This window comes from Planctomicrobium limosum (genome assembly GCF_051465645.1).
Taxonomy (GTDB): domain Bacteria; phylum Planctomycetota; class Planctomycetia; order Planctomycetales; family Planctomycetaceae; genus Planctomicrobium.
Genome location: NZ_CP195790.1, coordinates 4172072 through 4190228 on the forward strand (window position 1 = coordinate 4172072; position 18157 = coordinate 4190228).

Here is an 18157-nt window from a genome sequence, read left to right on the forward strand (position 1 = left end):
TTCCGTTCACCGCCTCTGCGGCAGGCGCGTTAAAAATTGGGAAGAGAGGATTTCCAACCTGATCCTTGCCAGAGTTGAATCGACTCTCCTGCAGCGACTGGTTCAGGACACTCGATTTCGACTTCTCCGATCGTGCGGCAATGCTGCTGCATGTAGGCGGTCATCTGTTCCATCCAGCTTGCGATATACAGTTCTTCAATCCATTTGGCCTCTGGATCCGGGGCAGGCTTCAGGATTGTTGGCCCGGTGTCGGGAACGGGGAGCAGGTCGCCAAGGACCCAGATCCGTTTCCCGTTTTGCAGCGTCGCCTGAATTTCTTCTTTCAGGTCTTCCAGCGGAGTTGCTGACTTCATTCTAGGGACGACAAGGTCGTATCTATGAATGGCAAGGTCACCAAGAATGGGGAGCGTGACCCATTTTGTATTTCCATGATAATGCCAACGGAAGCTGACACCGTAGTACCATGGGCTGACCACAATCAGATCCTCATCATCCGCTCGTTCCTCCAGAATACGGGCGGCCAGATCGATGTTCGTGACTCGAGTTTTGAGTAACTGGAGATTGGGGCCAGTCAGGGTTTGCATCAGGACGATCACCAGTCCGATCCTGGCAATTCTGAACCATCCTGCCTGAAAGCAGAGCGAGAGGATGTATTCCAGGGTGCAACTCAGCAAGACTGTTAAAGGAAGGAAGTACCAGGGGCGTGCCCGATATTGCAGGACCATTAAAAACGAGAAGTAGCAGCACAGAGCGAAACCGATCACCAGCCAACTGAAGGCCAACTGATTGCTCGATTTCTCATCTGTTCGGTTACGTCTGGAGCAGGCGATACAGGTGCCGATGAATGCGGTGATGGCCAGGCCAATCCAGACCCAACTCGTTTGTTCAACAGGCCGTCCAATCGTGAAGAGCAACCCTGAGATGTAATCTTGTAGCGTTGCCTCTCTTTCGACAACGCGTTTCCAATCGGCTGCAGCGTATCGGGGAATATAGAACACCAGTGAGAGTGCGCTCACAAATCCAATAAGCAGTATCAGGGCCGCTGATTTGAGCCGACTGGCGATGGCCTGAGTGGATTGTCCCCCTGATGGCATTGCTACAGCGACGAGTGCGGCTGAAACGCAGATCGCAAAGACAAGAACAGAATTCTGCAGCGCCCATTGCACGCTCAGGATAGTGCAAGTCAGAGCAGCGATACCCCAGGCGACCGTTGGGGTTTTTAAATAGCGAGCCATGCAGGCAAAGGCGAGAGGGGCAAAGATACTCGCCATTCCGTATCCACGAACCGAACCACCCCAGAAGAGAGTTGTTGTGTTGAGCCCGACAAGTGCGAGACTGATTAGCGGCGGTCGCGACAGCAGCAGCCAGTTTGTCAGCCAGATGGAGACCACGATCAGGCAAGAGACGATCAATCCGAACCCTCGAAGCGCTTCAATGCTGGTTCCAAATACCTGCAGATAGGCACGAAGCAGCAGCGGAAACGGGGGTGGGAATGCTTCGTGTTCGAAGTGGTTCCAGACGTCCGTCACTGTGGGCATTGTAGCCAGTTGGACGCACGCGGCTTCATCGCGCCAGATGCCACCCGGTGCATGGAAACGGGCGAATATCAACCAGAGGACAACTCCGGTCAGACAGAGTGAACAGACCCATTCTGCAGTTGTCAGCCGATAATTGTTCATGAGATTCAGTGAACAAAGCGGTGTGAAATGCGACTTCAGATGGCAACAGCCTGTATCAATAAGAAAAACCGGCCTGACGCTGCAATAGCATCAGGCCGGTTTGAAACTGATCTGGAGTTCGACTCAATCAAATTAGAATGAGTTCTCGCTCAGGATTGCATGTCCGTATGCGTTTCCGTTCGGGCTGAGCAGACGGGCGTAAACGCTGTCAGCAATTCCCTGGCTCAATGTCTGGCCGTGACCATCGCAGAAGATCGCGTTGACCACTTGAGGGTGGAATGAACTTGGGCGAGGTGCTGATCCGCTCGTTGCGGTCAAGTTGGCATTGATGCGTGATGCGGTTTCTGGTGTTGGAAGGGCAGCCAATGTAAATGTTGAAGCGCCAATTTCGTCAAGTTGTCTTGTTGGCTCAGTTGCTGTTCCCAGGATGCGGAGACCGAATCCGAGGTCACCTGTTCCGGCACCGGTATTCGAAGGATTGACCAGCGGAGACCATCCTCCATTGTTCAGGTTTTCCGACAGCAATAACGTTTGTGAAGTACCGTCTCTCATGCGATCAATTGTTGATCTGAGGCCGGATGCGTTAATCGTCGTTCCTGTGGTTGGACTATCCTGACGCCAGAAGACTCCCGTCGAGGCAGCACGTTTGTTTGCTTCTGAAGCCAAGATCGTTGATGAGGTTGTTTCAGGAGTAACCAACCATCCAAGGGTCTGATAAGCGTCAATGCGATGCGATGCTGAGTTATCCCAACGGTCAGTAGTCACATAACCGACGTTCACAGCGAAACTGAGTGCTCCATCCTGATCTGCGGTTGGATCATCGGGGCAAGTGAAAACTTTGATGTTTGTATTTCGCAATGAATTTGTCATATTTGACAAATCAGTGGCGTTCAAATCCGTTCGCTCACCAATTAGGCGATCATACAGGCCAGCTTGATCCAGATATGGCAACAAGTGGACTGTCCACGGGGCAGGGGCAAAAACCGAATTAGGGGCTGCCGCGGTTGTAGTCTGATAGCTGTTTACGCCGCCGGACAGGGGAGGAAGCTTTCCTCCATTCATCGAAGCGTAATTCATAACCGCGAGGCCGACGTTTCGCATGTTGTTGAAACACTGCAAACGTCGAGCTGATGCTCGCGCGTTCTGCACACCGGGCAGAACCAGCGAGGCCAGCACGGCGATGATCGAAATCACCACCAGCAGTTCGATCAACGTGAAGCCGCCACGACGCGGCTGAGGAAGTTTTCGGGCAATGCGTACGTTCATGGCGTTCTCCGCGTGTTCAGGATCAAACAATTCGGCTCGGACTGATCAACATCAGGAACCGCCTGATGGCCGACCGTTCTCCCAAACCGTGCTGCTGATGAATCAAGCCTCTGGAAAATATCTTAGTAAAAGAGTCTCAATCACTTTAGGAACTTTGACAACTCAGTGGGGATAGAAAACCCACAAAGTTCAACCTGTATCGTTTCGATGCAGGTTGGCTGTATTGAAATCGAAATGGAATTGAGTCGATTCGATCAATTTCAATGCATTTCAACTAGTCTTAGCCAGCGTATGTCCAATTTTAAAAGGGACTTCTGAGTAATCTTCGAATTTTATGCCAATTCCATCTGAAATGAGCGATTTTTTGAAAAAAGCCATCTCGGTAGTTATTTAAACGTAAACGATCTCACATCATTTACGGCAAAAGTTGGCGATGGATGATGAATTTCCGGAAATCGAATGTGTTGGTGGACGGATCATACCCTTCTTCCAGTCGAGACATATCGACAACACAGAACAGGCGGTATCTCGGCAGGCCAGCGGATGGTCCCCCGATCTGGATCGCGTTCACTGTTGAATTGATATGAGCATCAAAGAAGTCGAGTCCGATCCAGACAAAGAAGACGTGGCTGCGATTGGTCGAATTATTCGCAATTTTCGCCAGGATTCTCTGTCGGGTGTGGTAATCCACCTGGTCCAATGCAGAAGCATCCCGGCTGGCTTCGAGCAGTCCATGGTTAATATTGCCGGGACGATGTCGCAGCAGTGTACTCTGTACGCTGCCGTTGCTTGCGGTGCTGTCTGCGGTATTTGGGGCATCCAGATAGCTGTACGCCCGATAAGGTCGGGATCTGAATCCACCGGGAATGGAGATCCCATGAGTCGTTGACCCGATACCGGAGTCGAGGAACGGGTCGGCTCCGTCACGCAAGCGACTGTGTTCACGATACCAGCGGCGAGCGCTGTCCAGCTTATCCACAGTGACCGCGTTCGGGTTTCGCGGATCGATGTGATGCGGATCGTCAATAAGCCCAGCGAACACGGATTCGCTACGAACGGTGTTCAGGTTGATTTTTCCAGGTGTCCGTCGTTGCAACGCAGTAATAGCGTCACTTCGAAGCTGATCCTGTGATTTCACATCGACGAACTCAAGCAGTCGATACCAGCGGTTCTGATAATGCGGAGCATCTGGTGAATCCGTGTACCAGGATGGCAACGGGTGATTCGCGTCTGCACTTCCTTGTGGGAAATAGATTCTCATCAATGCAGCACGATGGCCTGTCATTGCCAGTGTGGCTTCCGGCTCAGCGATGTTCTTAGTCGCACCGCCAAAGACCTGAGCATTCCAATTCCCCTGACCGGCAGCCGAGCAATAGTTTCCGAACAGTGGAATCGAAAGTAATTCCATTGTGGAAGACAGGTCGCGGTCAAAGTGTGGCTGCCAGATCGTATACTGAGTTGGTGCTCGAGCGTTGCGTCGGGTTTTGGTTGCTGCATCGTCACCAGACACCATTGGATTCAGGAATGGCATGCTATGCAGCCCGCGAACTGGTGTTCCAGAACCGTTGTAGTCCTGAGGAACCAGTCCACTGGATGCCAGATCGGTACCTGAATCGAATGGTTCACGACGTTCCTGACTTCTCAGGTCGTCCAGTGTGGTTGCTGGGTTCTCTGGGTCAAATGTTCGAATGGTTCCCTGAATTCGGTCCACTTCGATCCATGGATTTTTTGCTGGATCGGTGATCGATTGATCGGGATCGTTGACCATCCGACGTTCAAGGACCAGACGAACTTCAGTCTGACCAGTGGCGTTCAAGTGGTTGACCATCGAGATCGATGTCGATCCGACAGTCACTCGCGATGAGTGGTCGGCGTGCATCAGGTCCAGATCGCACTTCGGCAACCATGCTCCGGCTCCAGTGCTTTCCGTTGGAATCTCTGCGGGATCTTCGAAGTAATTTGGACAGATCAATTTGAAAGATCCGCCCATTCCATCATGGTTAAAACGGAAATCGCTTGGACGGTAAGCGCCGCCGCTGGTATAGCGACTCGCCCCACCTTGGCAGCTGATCAGATATTCGCCGCCGGACGGAATTTCGTTCTTGGCACTGTCTCTAATGACAGCGCTATAGAGTTCCGTGCCAGTGGCGTCGACAGAGACCCGACGGATACGCCATTGACTATTGGAAACGTTCACTGCCCAAGGTGCGGCGTTTCGCAACTCGACGAACGAGTGGTACTGATCTTCCATCTCGGAGTCGTCGTATTCTGTTTCGTCAATGTCATCCATCTTGTTGGCCTGGGATCGAATGAAGAGGACTTCATTGAATGCCAGTTGCTGATGTTCGACCCCGTAGACGACGCTAAGATTAGCGACGTTCGTGTCCCACCCGTTGCTCAGGTCAGAATCGTAATAAAACTCGGTAATGTTGCTATCACGGTCGACGGCGTCGACGATGTTTACCGCGAACTGAGCCATTTCACGGGCTCGTTCAGGAGTGACCCGGCTTGCTGTGCTGAGATTTCCTCCGTCATTTCCACTCCCCGTCAACCACAGCAGGCAGTAAATATCGCGAGCAAGGCGCTGGCGGTCGTAACGTGCCCACCATTCCTGTGCATATGGATTCGATGCTGCAGCCGCAAAGGAGACAGCTGGTGTCACGTTGCCGTGTGGGATCGGTTGTGTATCGAGCACAGATCCAGAGAACGATCCGGTGAAGGATGTTGGGTGTGGCATCAGGTTGCGGAAGCGAGGGCTCCCGTCAACAAAGGCTGATTGCCCCCCGACGGCAGAGTCGTTCGAAAGAATCTTGTTTAACTGCAGACGGTGCCGAGGGCTGACTCGATTCGCACCGAACTCAGTCACGACGTCGAACTCAGTCCGCATCAGTACCCGAATCTCAGGGCGGAATGGTTCGTTGGCTGCTCCGACACCGAACTCTGGTGGGAAGTGATACGGAGTTGAGTCACCCCATTCCCATTCACGAACGGCAGATGTCGTATAGCCGAAATCAAGTCGGTCCCATGAATTCGTTGTAAAGCGTTTGCGAATCTCTGATGCATTGTTGACATGGACGAAGTTCGCCGAAGCCAGCATCGACAGGCGTGATGTTGTTCCACTGCGATAAAGATCGAGATCGCTCAACTGCAGGAACGCAGAATCAGCTGCTTCGTATGGGGTATCGAATTCCCCATATGAAATGTTGCCAGGTTCCAGAATCGTCTCGTCTTCCTCGTCGTTCAATCCGACGATCGGGGATGTCATCAACGCGGCTGGCAATCGTGTTGATGCGAGCGGCTGGAAGTTTTCGTACTGAACCCAGATAGCAGGATTCCCGTTTGCCAGCGCTGCGGAAAGCCGTCGTGTTGCGCCATTGGAATTATCAATCAGGTATCCCCCAGCACCGGAATCGTAGGAACGTAATCCTAGACCGATTGGAGACAATGGATGTACGAAGCCCGGAGTGTAGACCCCGACAGTATTAGTGACCATCGGATGAGCAGGAGTGGCCGACATCTGCTGACCGAACCCGCCATCGGCTGAATTGTCTCCATCGTCATCGACCGTTGCTGCACCGGGACGAATGTTTGCGAAGTTCCCTAATTGCAACGCTGCGCGGTCGCCATATCGCCCGACAACTTCGGTTTCCCCGGTTGATGGACGCCAGCCCGTCATCATCATCCGCAGTTCCATATTTCCAAGCTGAGTTCGGGTCGGTGCCGTTGCGGTGTTATACCCGAACGCGTCAGCCGAATTCCTCATCGCCTTGGTTCGATCGGCGGGATCAGTCAATGCGGAAATGTTTCCGTTCAATGCATAGGTCGGGTTGATTTCACTACGAGACATCCCCAGGTTCGAAACCGAAAACGGCTCTTCTCCAGTGAGTGTGCGTCCCAGCTTCTCAACACCATGCTGATTACCAGCAGTGTTCAAGTTCAACAGGCCATCTGCGTCCAGAACTTTGAAACTGGCGAGAGGAATGACCTGACGTCCGCCAGACAATTCGATCATTGGCAGATCGAGATCCATGAAGATCGCGTCTTTGATATTGTCTCCGTCCAGATCGAGATCCAGCAGAGAATAGTCGTCACTTCCAGCCTGATTATGAGGATGGGTAAACACCCCCAGACGGCCACGTGTTGCATCCACCGGAGTGATATCCGGGAATGGAAATGGTTCCAGAATTCGACCGCGGTCACCGCTCTGGGCAGATGTTGCTGCGGTCAAATAGCGTTGGGTACTGGCCGCATCGGGATACCTGTGTTCACGGTGTGGTCGAAAGACTTGCTTACGGCGGTTGGCATCTGTGTAGATCGAGATGAAGCCGTTGCCGGTTCCACTGTCGCTGCGATAGTCCGGGAACAACTGAGGTCGAAAGAACGACGGAATTAAAACGCGTCGAGTGGTTGAAGCAACGTCAGTTGGATCGACTCTTGCTACCGATTCATGCGCGAGAAAGAGCGTATTATGGTCCGGATAGGTGTAGTCGACGTCCGGGTGATACAGCGGAATGCCGTTTGAAGCATGAAACGCATCGTAGCTGCGATTTGTCTGTGCGAGTTTCGAGTAGTTCAGGATGAAGTCGTCGATCCCCAGATTCGCAGGTGTGCTCCCATCAAACGCGTTGTAGTGAAAACGGAAGTCGGCCGTTGCAGTGGATGGCTTGCCGCTCGCATTAAGAACAGGGAAGCCGTCAGCACCGCCGTTGTAGCGAATCAGGATTCCCTGTCCGGTACGTGGGGCACTGTCTGTCGGGCTCAAGCCTGGCGTAATGCGCCCAATCTGGTGAGCGAGCATCGAGTGCATACCGCCCCAGAGAGAACTGTTCGGGTAATCATTGCTCGTGCCGACAATCAGCTGCTCGGCGGCCTTATCGAAAATCGGGTTCGGATTGATTCGGGTGGCCAACGGGACATCCGATTCAGCGAAATTCTGAGCGTTCGCAACTTCCTGTGTTGTCCAGTTATAGAAGAACAGCCCAAGGACTGTCAGAGTCGTCAGGAGTGTCAGCACAACGATGATCACAGCACCCCCGCGACGAGGATGTGTGGCCATTGCATGTTGACGCTGCGACAGACCACATTGACGGTGATCGAGTCGCGACAACATGGGGCGTGTCTGCCGGTGATGTGAATGGAAATTCATAATGGTCCTCACTGTACGCCCGTCGTGAGAAAAGTGATTGTCTCAGGTGACCGAATCGGCCTTGCGTCCTGAAGAACACAGGGACGCAAATTGTTGTTTGTTACTCGACAAATGAATGAACAAGGGTCAGTTGTCGAGGCAGATTCTTTCCGACATCGCGGAATCGAATTGTAATGCGAATCGCCTTCATTCCGATGCGATTATCAAGACACTGCCAGACAACGCCTTCTTCCCCAACGTCTTGCATTCCGTTTGAATTCAGGTCGACATACGGCTCTTCAACAATATTCCCCGGATCTGGAGGAAACGATGGAGCCATCACTGACCCCTTCAGGCCGCTACGGACTGCTGTGTAATAAATGGTATCACGTTCGTACCCGGGGAGTCGGAGAATTGATCCTGCATTGACGATGGCGTTCGGATCAGGGACGTCAGTCCAAGTGTCGTAGATAGCGGCCATTGCTGGCAATGAATCGGTATTAAGCGGGAAACGTGGGGGTAAGGTGTTGGTGCCCCCGGCACCGTCGGTTGAGAACGCGGTGTGATGCCACGTATCGAAGACGCGGTTTCGACGCGTTGCCGAATTGACAACGGGGCCATAGAGTGGGTTCTTCGAAGCATTGTTTGCATCGCCCCATGGACCGCCCACTGCTCCTAGACTGACGAACCCATGGTTGTTGCTATTTACGTCGGTGTCGTCCCAATACTCAACGTTAAATGCTTCCACGTTGCTCAGCAGTAGGTCTTCTGAGATCCGTTTGCCACCGGCAAGGCTTGTAATTGCGAAGTCATTGTTCAGCGTGAGAGATGGGTCAGCTCGATTGAATCGGTTCGATTGGACAATGTGTGTCGTTGAGTCTCCCACGCCGGGCCAACCCATGTTGTCGCTCGATGTTTCCTCAGCAGTAAAACGTCCAATGAATTCATTATTGGTCGGACCAACAAATTCACGTGGGCAGCCATGACTCGCCTGCAGCGGAGTTGTTGACTTATTGCTGTAGTGACCAAACCGATTCCAAGGAAGCGCGAGAGGTTTGCCCTCCAGTCCACCAATATTTGTGTTGTCTAGCGAATAAGTGCTGTTGAACCAGAGATAGGTTCCATCATCTGCAGCGTTATAGTCGCGCGTCGCGGAGTAATCGAAGTCTGTCCAGAAATTGTTTGTTCCGGCAACCCCGTAATTAGGATTTGCCGGGTAATTGAATAGGCGCACACCTGAAGCATCCAAAGGCTGTGAATCTGCTGGAGGCGTAGAGTACGGTGGATCACGCAGGAGCATCACACGCCGATAAAGATTTCCACCGCGAATAAAATAGCTGATTTCCGCCGCACGGGATTGTGAGTTTCCATCATTAATCCCGTCGTCGTTATCTGGCTGCCTGGTATTCGCTGCAGGGATATTTGCAGCTTTGCCCTGGAAGATTAAAGAGCTGTCTGTGCTTTCATCTCCGGCAGTAGCTGATGTGCCGAGCATGGCGGTGAATTGCAGGACATCGTCGGAGTCATCCCCAGGATCATTCTCCGAGTAATAGAAGTATCCCCGTTGTCGATCGGCATCGATCCGCTGATTTGATTCGAGTACTAAAGGAACAAGTCCTTTGGATGATCCGTACGCATCAATGGTCTGTCGATAAGTTCGCGCTCGCAGGTCGGCCAGCATCAGGTTGTTGACCGTACGTGCCTTCTGATCATTATTCGCCATCCCGCGCTGCATGGACATGGTGTTCACTGCAGTTCCGTAGATCTGCGCGAACATTGTCATGATCATCATGACCAGTGCGGTCGAGATGAGCATTTCGACGAGCGTAAATGCAGGGCGCAATGCTGCTCCACGAACCTCAAGGCGAGTAGCCTGCAAGATTCGCTGAGGGATGCGACAGGAATGAAAAGATGACTTAATCATGATTGACTACTGGTCTAACGGGAAGACCTTTACGATCCCCGGAAGGAACATCATTCGTGTCTGAGCAGTGCCGTGAACTGTTTCCAGAGCAGGCGAAATCACAATGGTTGTGCCACTTCTGGAAACGATGCGATGCCATCGCACTGAGAGTGCGTCAAATGCATAACTTCCTTCGCGTGCCGTGACCGCTGCAGGAACATGAATCTCAGTCCGATCCGTGTTCATGATCGTGCAGTCGTGAAGTTTCTCGTCGTCTGAACTGAACCGTCTGTTAAATGCCACGGCATACTGGCAATTCAGGAAGCCGGACTCATCTCGATGAACTGCAGCCAGCCAAGTATAGCGCCGGGTAAAGACTTCAATTCGAACTTGGCCGATTCCAACCTGCTCAAGAAGTGCAGAATTGACTGTGACGGTGTTGTTGACAGTGTCGAATGCGGTAATGGTTCCGGACGCACTTGTTCGTCCATCGGGAGATAAGGCGACAACACGGCTGATTTGCGCAGTGGAGTCTACTGGAATAGATTGGACCGGAATCGTTGGCGGCAGCGTAATTACGGTTGAACCTGCCCCATATGTAGGGGTGCCTACTGGGAATGTTGTGTCCAGCACATTCCATGTGTCAGGGAGACTAAAGTTCAAACGGTCTGCCATGTTCACAGATAAACCGCTATTCGTTCGCATCACGCGACATTGGAATGGGAGTCCAGTGGCTTGCTCTGGAAGTGCGTCGTTAACATGTCCGAAGGATTGTCGCAGAGTTGGAATCAATGCATTGGCGTATCCGTAAGGGTCAACCACATAACGAAACGGCACATATTTCCCGATCTCCGGGACCACGTTCGGAAGAGAAATCGGTGACCATGTCACGTTCCCGTCCGTTACGTCCGCAGTTGTCCAGGTTGGTTCAACTGCACTTGTTGTTCCGCTGTTGAGCGCCCGATAGTAATACCGCGTTTCCGGGACATTACTGCCGGCTTGAATCCTCGGGGTGACGATGTCGTTCGTGACATAGCTAGCAACGGGCTTCCACTCATTTGCCCCCAGGATCAACTTGGGTTGAGCGTAAACAACGGCAGTCGCCTGATCGGCCAGGATGCGTGTGTTCGTAAGCTGGTTCGCTTTAATGGAACTCAGCAGGGCAATCGGGAAGAGATAAAAGACCGAAGTGATTCCGATACTCATGATCAGAAGTGACATCAGCACTTCGACCAGAGTTGCACCGCTATGAGCGGATACTGCAACAGGTGTCGAGCTGGCAGGTGTTCGCAAGTGTCGTCGCATCACTTGGACTCCTTGCCATAGAGGATAAATGTGTAAGGAGATCGATAAGCTGTATTACCAGTGTCGGCAGTGTCGTTGAAGTCATAACCGACTTGATTATATGCCGTGCCGACAGGCTTCGACGGATAGATATCAGCGTTCACAAGGGAACCTGTCTGCGTCATCACCGAGACGAGTTTGCCTCCCCGTTCAGGATCGATCGCGACGACTGGATTTGTTCGAGTTGTCGAATTTGGCGCGGCTGGCTTCGTGGTTGCAGTATTCCACAATCCCAGGTCAATCGTGGAAGCGACCCGGAAATGTAGGATCCCTTCCGTGGTCAGTGGACGTGCAACTGTCCCTTTGGGCGTAAAGAGAATGTCGATTGGTCGGCTCTCGGCGGAGCCAGGAATCGATGGCCCATAGTTAGGCTTCGCAGGGGTTGCAGCTGGATTCGGCCGCCAGCCGTATGGAACTTTACTTCCGTCGAGATCAATGCAGGTATTCGGTGGCAATGAAATCGGCTCTGCTCCTGCCAATATCATTGGAGCAATTTGAATTCGATAAGGACGCGGTGCTGAAGCAACAGCAGTACTCACCCCGTACGTTGATGGAGTGGCAAGGTCATCGAGATCAGATGGTTCTAAACGCCACCCGCTGCCCACTGTCGATTCCGGAGGCAACGCTGGATTTGCAGCGATGGCATTGGCGGGAGCATGATCGATATACCACCAGCTGGCAGGGTCGTTAGGGATCACTTCAGCAACGAGAGTAAACCACTCACCAGATTCTGTCGTCTGAAAGCGAGTGCCCGGACCGATCAGGGATTGTGTTCTCAGGGTATTCCAGAGTGCAGGGTTTGTGCTCTGAACTTGCCAGCGATTAATTGTCATCGTGTTGTTGAATTCGAACCTTAACTCACCAGATTCGTATCTTCCCCCGTCGACATAAACGAGGCTCGTGACTTCCCGTCCATTAGTCGGAGACAGGATCAGCCGGAGCCCACGTGTTTCACCGGACTTCACCGCACGAGACTTCGCCCCTTCGAGAGCATTCTTGAATGCGGCGGCGGCGTTCGAAACCCGATCGGAATCGGACCCTCGGAATCCCGTGACAGTGATGGTCGCGAGTATCACAAAGATCGTCATCGCGACCAGCAATTCAACAAGCGTGAATGCTGTTCGATGCAATCTTTTATGATCAGGTTGTGACAGTCGTGTTTTCATTATTACTGTCGATTCGTGATGTTATCGAGAATGTGATCCTGATTTGTCGGGGTTCCCAGTAATCGAGCAACCTTCTGACTGGCTGTTTCTGAAGGGAGTGGCTCGAACCCTGTTAAATCATCTGGACCAGCGGACAGAATGACGAAGGACCAATATCGGTTTGGTGTCTTGAATCGCGATGGATCATTCAACGCAGGGACTGGATAACCTGGCATCAGGTTGAAGCCGGTTCCCGCTGGTGTCCACAACGAAAGTGCATTCGTCGGATCAAAGGGATCTGCGTTGGCGATCGCTGCGGTGTTCGCTGTGACAAGGGTCTTGGATGCGACTGGATCAGCAAACAGGCCAGTTGGCCAGTTGAAGAACTGAAGCGGATTTCCCCAGGCATCGAGGAACTCAAGGTTGCCGTCCCCGTCGGTATCGCCAACATGTTTCGGGTTGATCTGATCAACGTTTAAGGCCGTTGAGCCGCTGTTGACCGATCCACGACTCAGGATGACATAGAGCAGTTCCGAGGATTCAGCTTTATCTGAGTTTGCTGCCAATTTGGGAGAAGCGTTCCGCTGGATCCAGCTGTCGGCTTTCCAGCTTCCACCCCCAGTTGTCCGCATTTCTTTCAAAATGTCGGAGTCATCTTTGTATTGGTCGTTATCCGTTTCAATTCGATTCACGCCATCCAGCCCGAACAAGTCCTCTTTGCGCTGCGGAAAACGATTTCGGTAGAGCTTCATCTGGGCGAGCGTTTTAGCGACGGCCGGAGGCATGACGCTTCCATTCGTGGCGCGAAACATCTTTGCCAGACGATCGGCTTCTTTATCGACTTCGTTCGAATTCAACAGGCCATCCACCTGATCCTGCAGCATCCGGTTCAGCTGCGTGATCGTTGCTTTGGTGGCACTGATTCTGGCACCTTCGAGGGCAGGGGCCATGGCCATCATCAGGATGGTGGCCAGCAATGCAACCAGACCGATTACGACCAGAATCTCAACCAGTGTAAAGGCTGATCGACTGGCGAATGTCGTTCGAACAGATTGGCGTTTTGCGTTCAGCATGGAATGAATATCGATTATGGATTCGGAGTGTAGATCTTCTTCATCGAACCGCTGGAGAAGTTCGTGATGTTATCTGCCTCTTTGCTTCGGACTTCGCGGCTGCGGTAGGTGTCAGCAGCATCAGATTTGGCAGCGATCCCGTCCTGTGATGAATAGGACCCGCCTACGCCGTACTCCCCATCGAGTCCCGGAGAAATGATCTGGTAGGTCTTGCCATTCCAGTAGTTGCCAACAACGCCACCGACACTTGGACGATTCGCTGCAGTGGCCCACTCTGTGTCGTTTTTCAAGTAGACAGACTGCATTGTCGGACTGCTGTTGAGAACGATCACCTCGTCATCGTCAGTTCCAGCTGTGTTGTCATAGCCGAACAACTGATAACCTTTGCCGTCATAGCTGCTGAAATATTGGTATGGCCGGGTCTGATTCGGCAGTGTATCGATGATCTCGCGAGCCTTGTTTTCGTCGACATCGACCAGTCGAGATTCACTCAATTCCAGAAATGGGCCAACTCGTGAACCACCACCCAGGAACGGGTTGATTGGATTTGCAGAAAACCCGTTCGGAGCAACGTTGTCCCCAAGGACACCTGGACCACCGAGGAAGAATGCCAGGCATTCGGCACCGTTCAGATAGACGGTTGTGTCCAGTCCTGTCACTCCGTTTGCGGCGAGAAGCGCACCGGGGGTCGAAGCGGCGGCGTTTGTGATTTCATAACTCGGCCAGAGCTGACGCATTAAAGCCCTGCTGTTGAATCCGATTCGTTTCGCGGGATTCGCGAGATCTGCAGGACTAGCGGGGATGTATGTCGCTGGATCACTTGAGATGACGAACGAGCTTGGTGGATCGATTCCGTACTTCAATTTGAACGCGGCGAGACCTGCTTCAATGTTTTTGATGTCGGCGACGACTTGCGCTTCGCGGCCAGAATTGAACACATTTCCAATTGATGGCATCACGATCGCCATCAGAATGGAGATCACGAGAATCACCACGATCAGTTCGATCAGGGTAAAACCGAGCCGTGAAGATTTCGCAACGGAACGCTGCATTGGAGGTCGGTGTGAACGAAACATAGATACCTCGATCTAACAGTCTGGCTCGGAATCTCTGATGACTGGAAGTGTGTGCGACGGACTGATGCCGAACGCAGATCTGCATTTTCGACAGCCCGCCCGTTAATGGAGGAGCTGTCCATCAATTCGAAATCAGGATTGAGGAGCAGTGCTGCAAAACGATACACCTGTGTGTTGTTTTGCCTCCCCCGATTTTCCTGACTGTCTTATATTTCGCCGTGTAACAACTGTTGAACTGGGATTAAGTTAGGTGGGCAGTTTATGTGCCGGGACAGCGATAAATTGCGTTCTTGACAGAATCCGTTTACGGCAGCTGGCAACGGTGTGCTTTTTGTTGATTACGACAGGTCGTTCAGCAATTTCACGAGAGGCATGAAGAGTGCGATCACGATGAAACCGACGATCAACCCGAGAACCACCACCATGAGTGGTTCCAACATGTTGATGAGACCTTCGACAAGCACCGACACTTCTTCGTCGTAAACGTCGGCGACTTTATAAAGCATGTTGTCGAGGGCACCTGTTTCTTCACCCACGTCGACCATGTTGACGACGAGATCGTCCACGATGCGTGTTTCTCGCAACGGAACTGCCATCGATTCCCCTTCGCGAATCGACGAGTGAATATGTTCGAACGCTTTACGGAACACTTCGTTTCCGGCTGTATCTCTCGCGATCGATAACGCCTCAAGAATCGGCACCCCGGACGCAATCAATGTTCCGAGCGTTCGACACGTTCTGGCGACCGTCGACTTCGATATAATTTGTCCTAGTAACGGGACTTTGAGTAGCACTCGATCGATAATGTACGCGCCGGTTTTATTCTTCTTAATAATCTTGTAGCCGAAGTACATACTGAGCGGAATCACCGGACCGAGGAACCAGTAGTTCACCACGGCATCGCTCACGCCGATGAGTGCGGTGGTCATGGCAGGCAGTTCCACTCCGAAGTCGCTGAAGATCGCTTTGAACTTCGGAATGATGAAGACCATGATGAAGCTCACGATCGCCGTTGCCACGGTAATAACCGCGACAGGGTAAATCATGGCCCCCTGAACCTTACGCTTCAGACTCTGTGCTCGTTCTTTAAATTCGGCGAGACGCTGGAGAATGACTTCCAGAGCACCGCCTGCCTCCCCGGCTTTCACCATGTTGACGTACAGGTTGTCGAAGGCTTTTGGCTGCTTGGCCATTGCTTCTGACAACGTGTTACCGGACTCGACGTCTTCGATGACGCCCATCAGAGCATTCTTCAATGCCCCAGGCTTGTTCTGGCCTTCCAGAATTCGAAGGCTGCGGAGAATCGGCAGACCGGCGTCCTGCAGGGTCGACAACTGGCGAGTAAATGTTGTCAGCTTTTTCGCACTGACACCGCCGATTGTGAACGTCTGCTTTTTCTTCTGGGCAGCAACCTGCTTGGTGTTACCCTTAGTCTTGTCGTCTTTTTTCTTGCGCTGAGTCTTCTCTGTGATCTTGGTCACAAAGAAGCCCTTCTCGCGAATTAACTGCTGGGCATCGGCTTCGGACGGAGCTTCGATCGTTTCCTTGATCTCAAGCCCTGTGTTGTCCATCGCTTCATATTGGAAGACTGGCATGTCTTTGCTCCGTAATCGCGGCGTCAGTCCGAGTTCAGCAGTGAAGTGAATCAGGCCGTACCTGTTTCACTCATCGCGATCGAAAAACTTAAATTAATTTCGTCAGGTCTTAGTCAATGTCATCCATCACGGTTTCACGAACGATTTCATCAATCGTGGTGACGCCGTCGAAGATCAGTTTCAATCCAGCTTCTCGCAGAGTTGTCATTCCCTGACTTCGAGCGAGGTTTCTCAGTTCGTCGACAGAGGCATCCGATGAAATCATGTCGCGGATGTCGTCGTTAACCATCATGAGTTCGTAAATCCCGGTACGGCCTTTATAGCCAGCGTTATTACATCGCTGACAACCTTTACCGTAGTAGAACTTATATTTTCGTGCCTGGTCGAGTGGGAGCTGTAACTCCATCAACAGGTCATCACTCGGTTCGAATTCGGTTCGGCACTCCACACAGATTCGGCGGACCAGTCGCTGAGCAAGAACTGCTTCAACGGTTGCCGTAATCAGGAACGGCGGAATTCCCATGTCGCGAAGTCGAGTGACCGCTGACGGGGCGTCGTTGGTGTGGAGGGTGGAGAACACAAGGTGGCCCGTCAATGAGCTTTGAACCGCGATTTCCGCTGTTTCAAAGTCTCGAATTTCTCCGACGAGAATCTTGTCCGGGTCATGGCGGAGAATGGCACGCAACGCCTTGGCGAACGTGACGTCAATGTCCGCATTGATTGGCACCTGCACCAGACCATCGATGTTATACTCAATCGGGTCTTCGGTGGTGATCAGCTTCGACGTAATATCGTTCAGCTCGTTGAGAGCGGAGTAGAGTGTGGTCGTCTTCCCGGAACCGGTTGGACCAGTCACGAGTACGATGCCGTTTGGACGGTCGATCGTCTCGCGGAAACGGGACAGCGTGTGAGGGTCCATTCCGATCTTATCGAGGTTCAACTGGACCACGGTTCGGTCCAGAACTCGCATAACGACCGCTTCGCCGAACATGGTCGGCAGAACGCTCACTCGAAGGTCGACGCTATTTCCCCCGACGTTCAGTTCGATACGACCGTCCTGAGGCAAACGACGTTCAGCGATGTCGAGGTTCGCCATGACCTTGATACGGCTGACGATCGCAGCGGCAAGGTGGCGAGGTGGAGGAACCATCTCGTACAGAACGCCGTCAGCACGAACGCGGATTTTGAATTCGTCTTCGAATGGTTCGAAGTGAATGTCGCTCGCCTGATCTTTGATGGCGAGCAGAATCACCATGTTCAACAGTTTACGAATCGGGTGGGAACTGGCGATCTCATCGTCGCCCCCGATTTCGATTGGCCCACGTGCCGCGGCCAATGTCTTGTTGCCGACCTCGAGGTTCTCGAGTTCGCCCATCAGGCCTTCCATGTCGTCTTCAGAACGACTGGCGTAATGGCGGCTGATTGCGGCTTCGACTTCGGCCAGCGACGACACAGCTCCACGGACGTCATAGCCGAGGAAGTTTCTCAGGTCATCTAACGCGGCCAGATTCTGTGGATCGGCCATCGCCACTGTCAGGACATTGTCCTTCAGCGAGATGGGCATGATCTTGTAAATGCTCGCCATCGTCTCTGGAACGAGTTCCAGAACCTTGGGAAGAATATTGGTATCTTCCAGGTTAACGACTGGCATTCCGAACTGTTCGGCCAGCGCTTCGGTGATCTGGGCTTCTGTGACAAATCCCATCCGCTTGGCGACTTGCCCGATAATCTCACCGGGGCTCTTCTTCTGCTCTTCGAGCACGTCCCACAGGTGATCTTCGGTAAGGTACCCTAGATCGACCAGAATTTGTCCGAGTTTACGTTGGGCCATTGAGGCTGGTCCTGATGCGATGTCGACGAAGTTCGGATGTGACTGAAGATCGAATGTCGCAGCGAGTTGTGATCAGGCTGCAGGAATTGAAATCTGAAATCTTGATCAGTTCATGATGCA

The 18157-nt window shown here is 52.5% G+C and carries 10 protein-coding genes; all 10 read right to left on the reverse strand.

Features of this window, described 5'->3' with window-relative positions; translation table 11 throughout:
- Nucleotides 1–29 precede the first annotated feature (29 nt).
- Nucleotides 30–1679, reverse strand: coding sequence for a hypothetical protein (locus SH527x_RS15945; RefSeq protein ID WP_437191672.1), 1650 nt, complete (start codon nt 1677–1679; stop codon nt 30–32).
- A 132-nt stretch (nt 1680–1811) separates the two neighbouring features.
- Nucleotides 1812–2945, reverse strand: a complete 1134-nt coding sequence (locus SH527x_RS15950) for a DUF1559 family PulG-like putative transporter (protein WP_437191673.1) — start codon at nt 2943–2945, stop codon at nt 1812–1814.
- A 415-nt stretch (nt 2946–3360) separates the two neighbouring features.
- A complete protein-coding gene (locus SH527x_RS15955) occupies nt 3361–8091 on the reverse strand; it encodes a hypothetical protein (RefSeq protein ID WP_437191674.1) in 4731 nt (1576 codons plus the stop codon).
- 100 nt (nt 8092–8191) lie between these two features.
- Nucleotides 8192–9994 carry a PilW family protein gene (locus SH527x_RS15960; protein WP_437191675.1) on the reverse strand — a complete coding sequence of 601 codons (1803 nt, stop codon included), beginning with the start codon at nt 9992–9994 and terminating at the stop codon, nt 8192–8194.
- 6 nt (nt 9995–10000) lie between these two features.
- Nucleotides 10001–11278 carry a type IV pilus modification PilV family protein gene (locus SH527x_RS15965; protein ID WP_437191676.1) on the reverse strand — a complete coding sequence of 426 codons (1278 nt, stop codon included), beginning with the start codon at nt 11276–11278 and terminating at the stop codon, nt 10001–10003.
- Nucleotides 11278–12483 carry a pilus assembly FimT family protein gene (locus SH527x_RS15970; RefSeq protein WP_437191677.1) on the reverse strand — a complete coding sequence of 402 codons (1206 nt, stop codon included), beginning with the start codon at nt 12481–12483 and terminating at the stop codon, nt 11278–11280. The genes SH527x_RS15965 and SH527x_RS15970 overlap by 1 nt, the downstream gene beginning before the upstream one ends.
- Before the next feature lie 2 nt (nt 12484–12485).
- Entirely contained in the window at nt 12486–13535 is a 1050-nt protein-coding gene (locus tag SH527x_RS15975) for a type II secretion system protein (protein WP_437191678.1), read from the reverse strand.
- A 14-nt stretch (nt 13536–13549) separates the two neighbouring features.
- Nucleotides 13550–14611: a type II secretion system protein gene (locus SH527x_RS15980; RefSeq protein WP_437191679.1), complete on the reverse strand. Its 1062-nt coding sequence runs from the start codon at nt 14609–14611 to the stop codon at nt 13550–13552.
- Nucleotides 14612–14949: 338 nt separating this feature from the next.
- Nucleotides 14950–16206: a type II secretion system F family protein gene (locus SH527x_RS15985; protein WP_437191680.1), complete on the reverse strand. Its 1257-nt coding sequence runs from the start codon at nt 16204–16206 to the stop codon at nt 14950–14952.
- Between the two features lie 109 nt (nt 16207–16315).
- The gene (locus SH527x_RS15990; RefSeq protein ID WP_437191681.1) at nt 16316–18037 is read right to left on the reverse strand and encodes a GspE/PulE family protein; all 1722 of its coding nucleotides are present in this window, start codon (nt 18035–18037) and stop codon (nt 16316–16318) included.
- Nucleotides 18038–18157 lie beyond the last annotated feature (120 nt).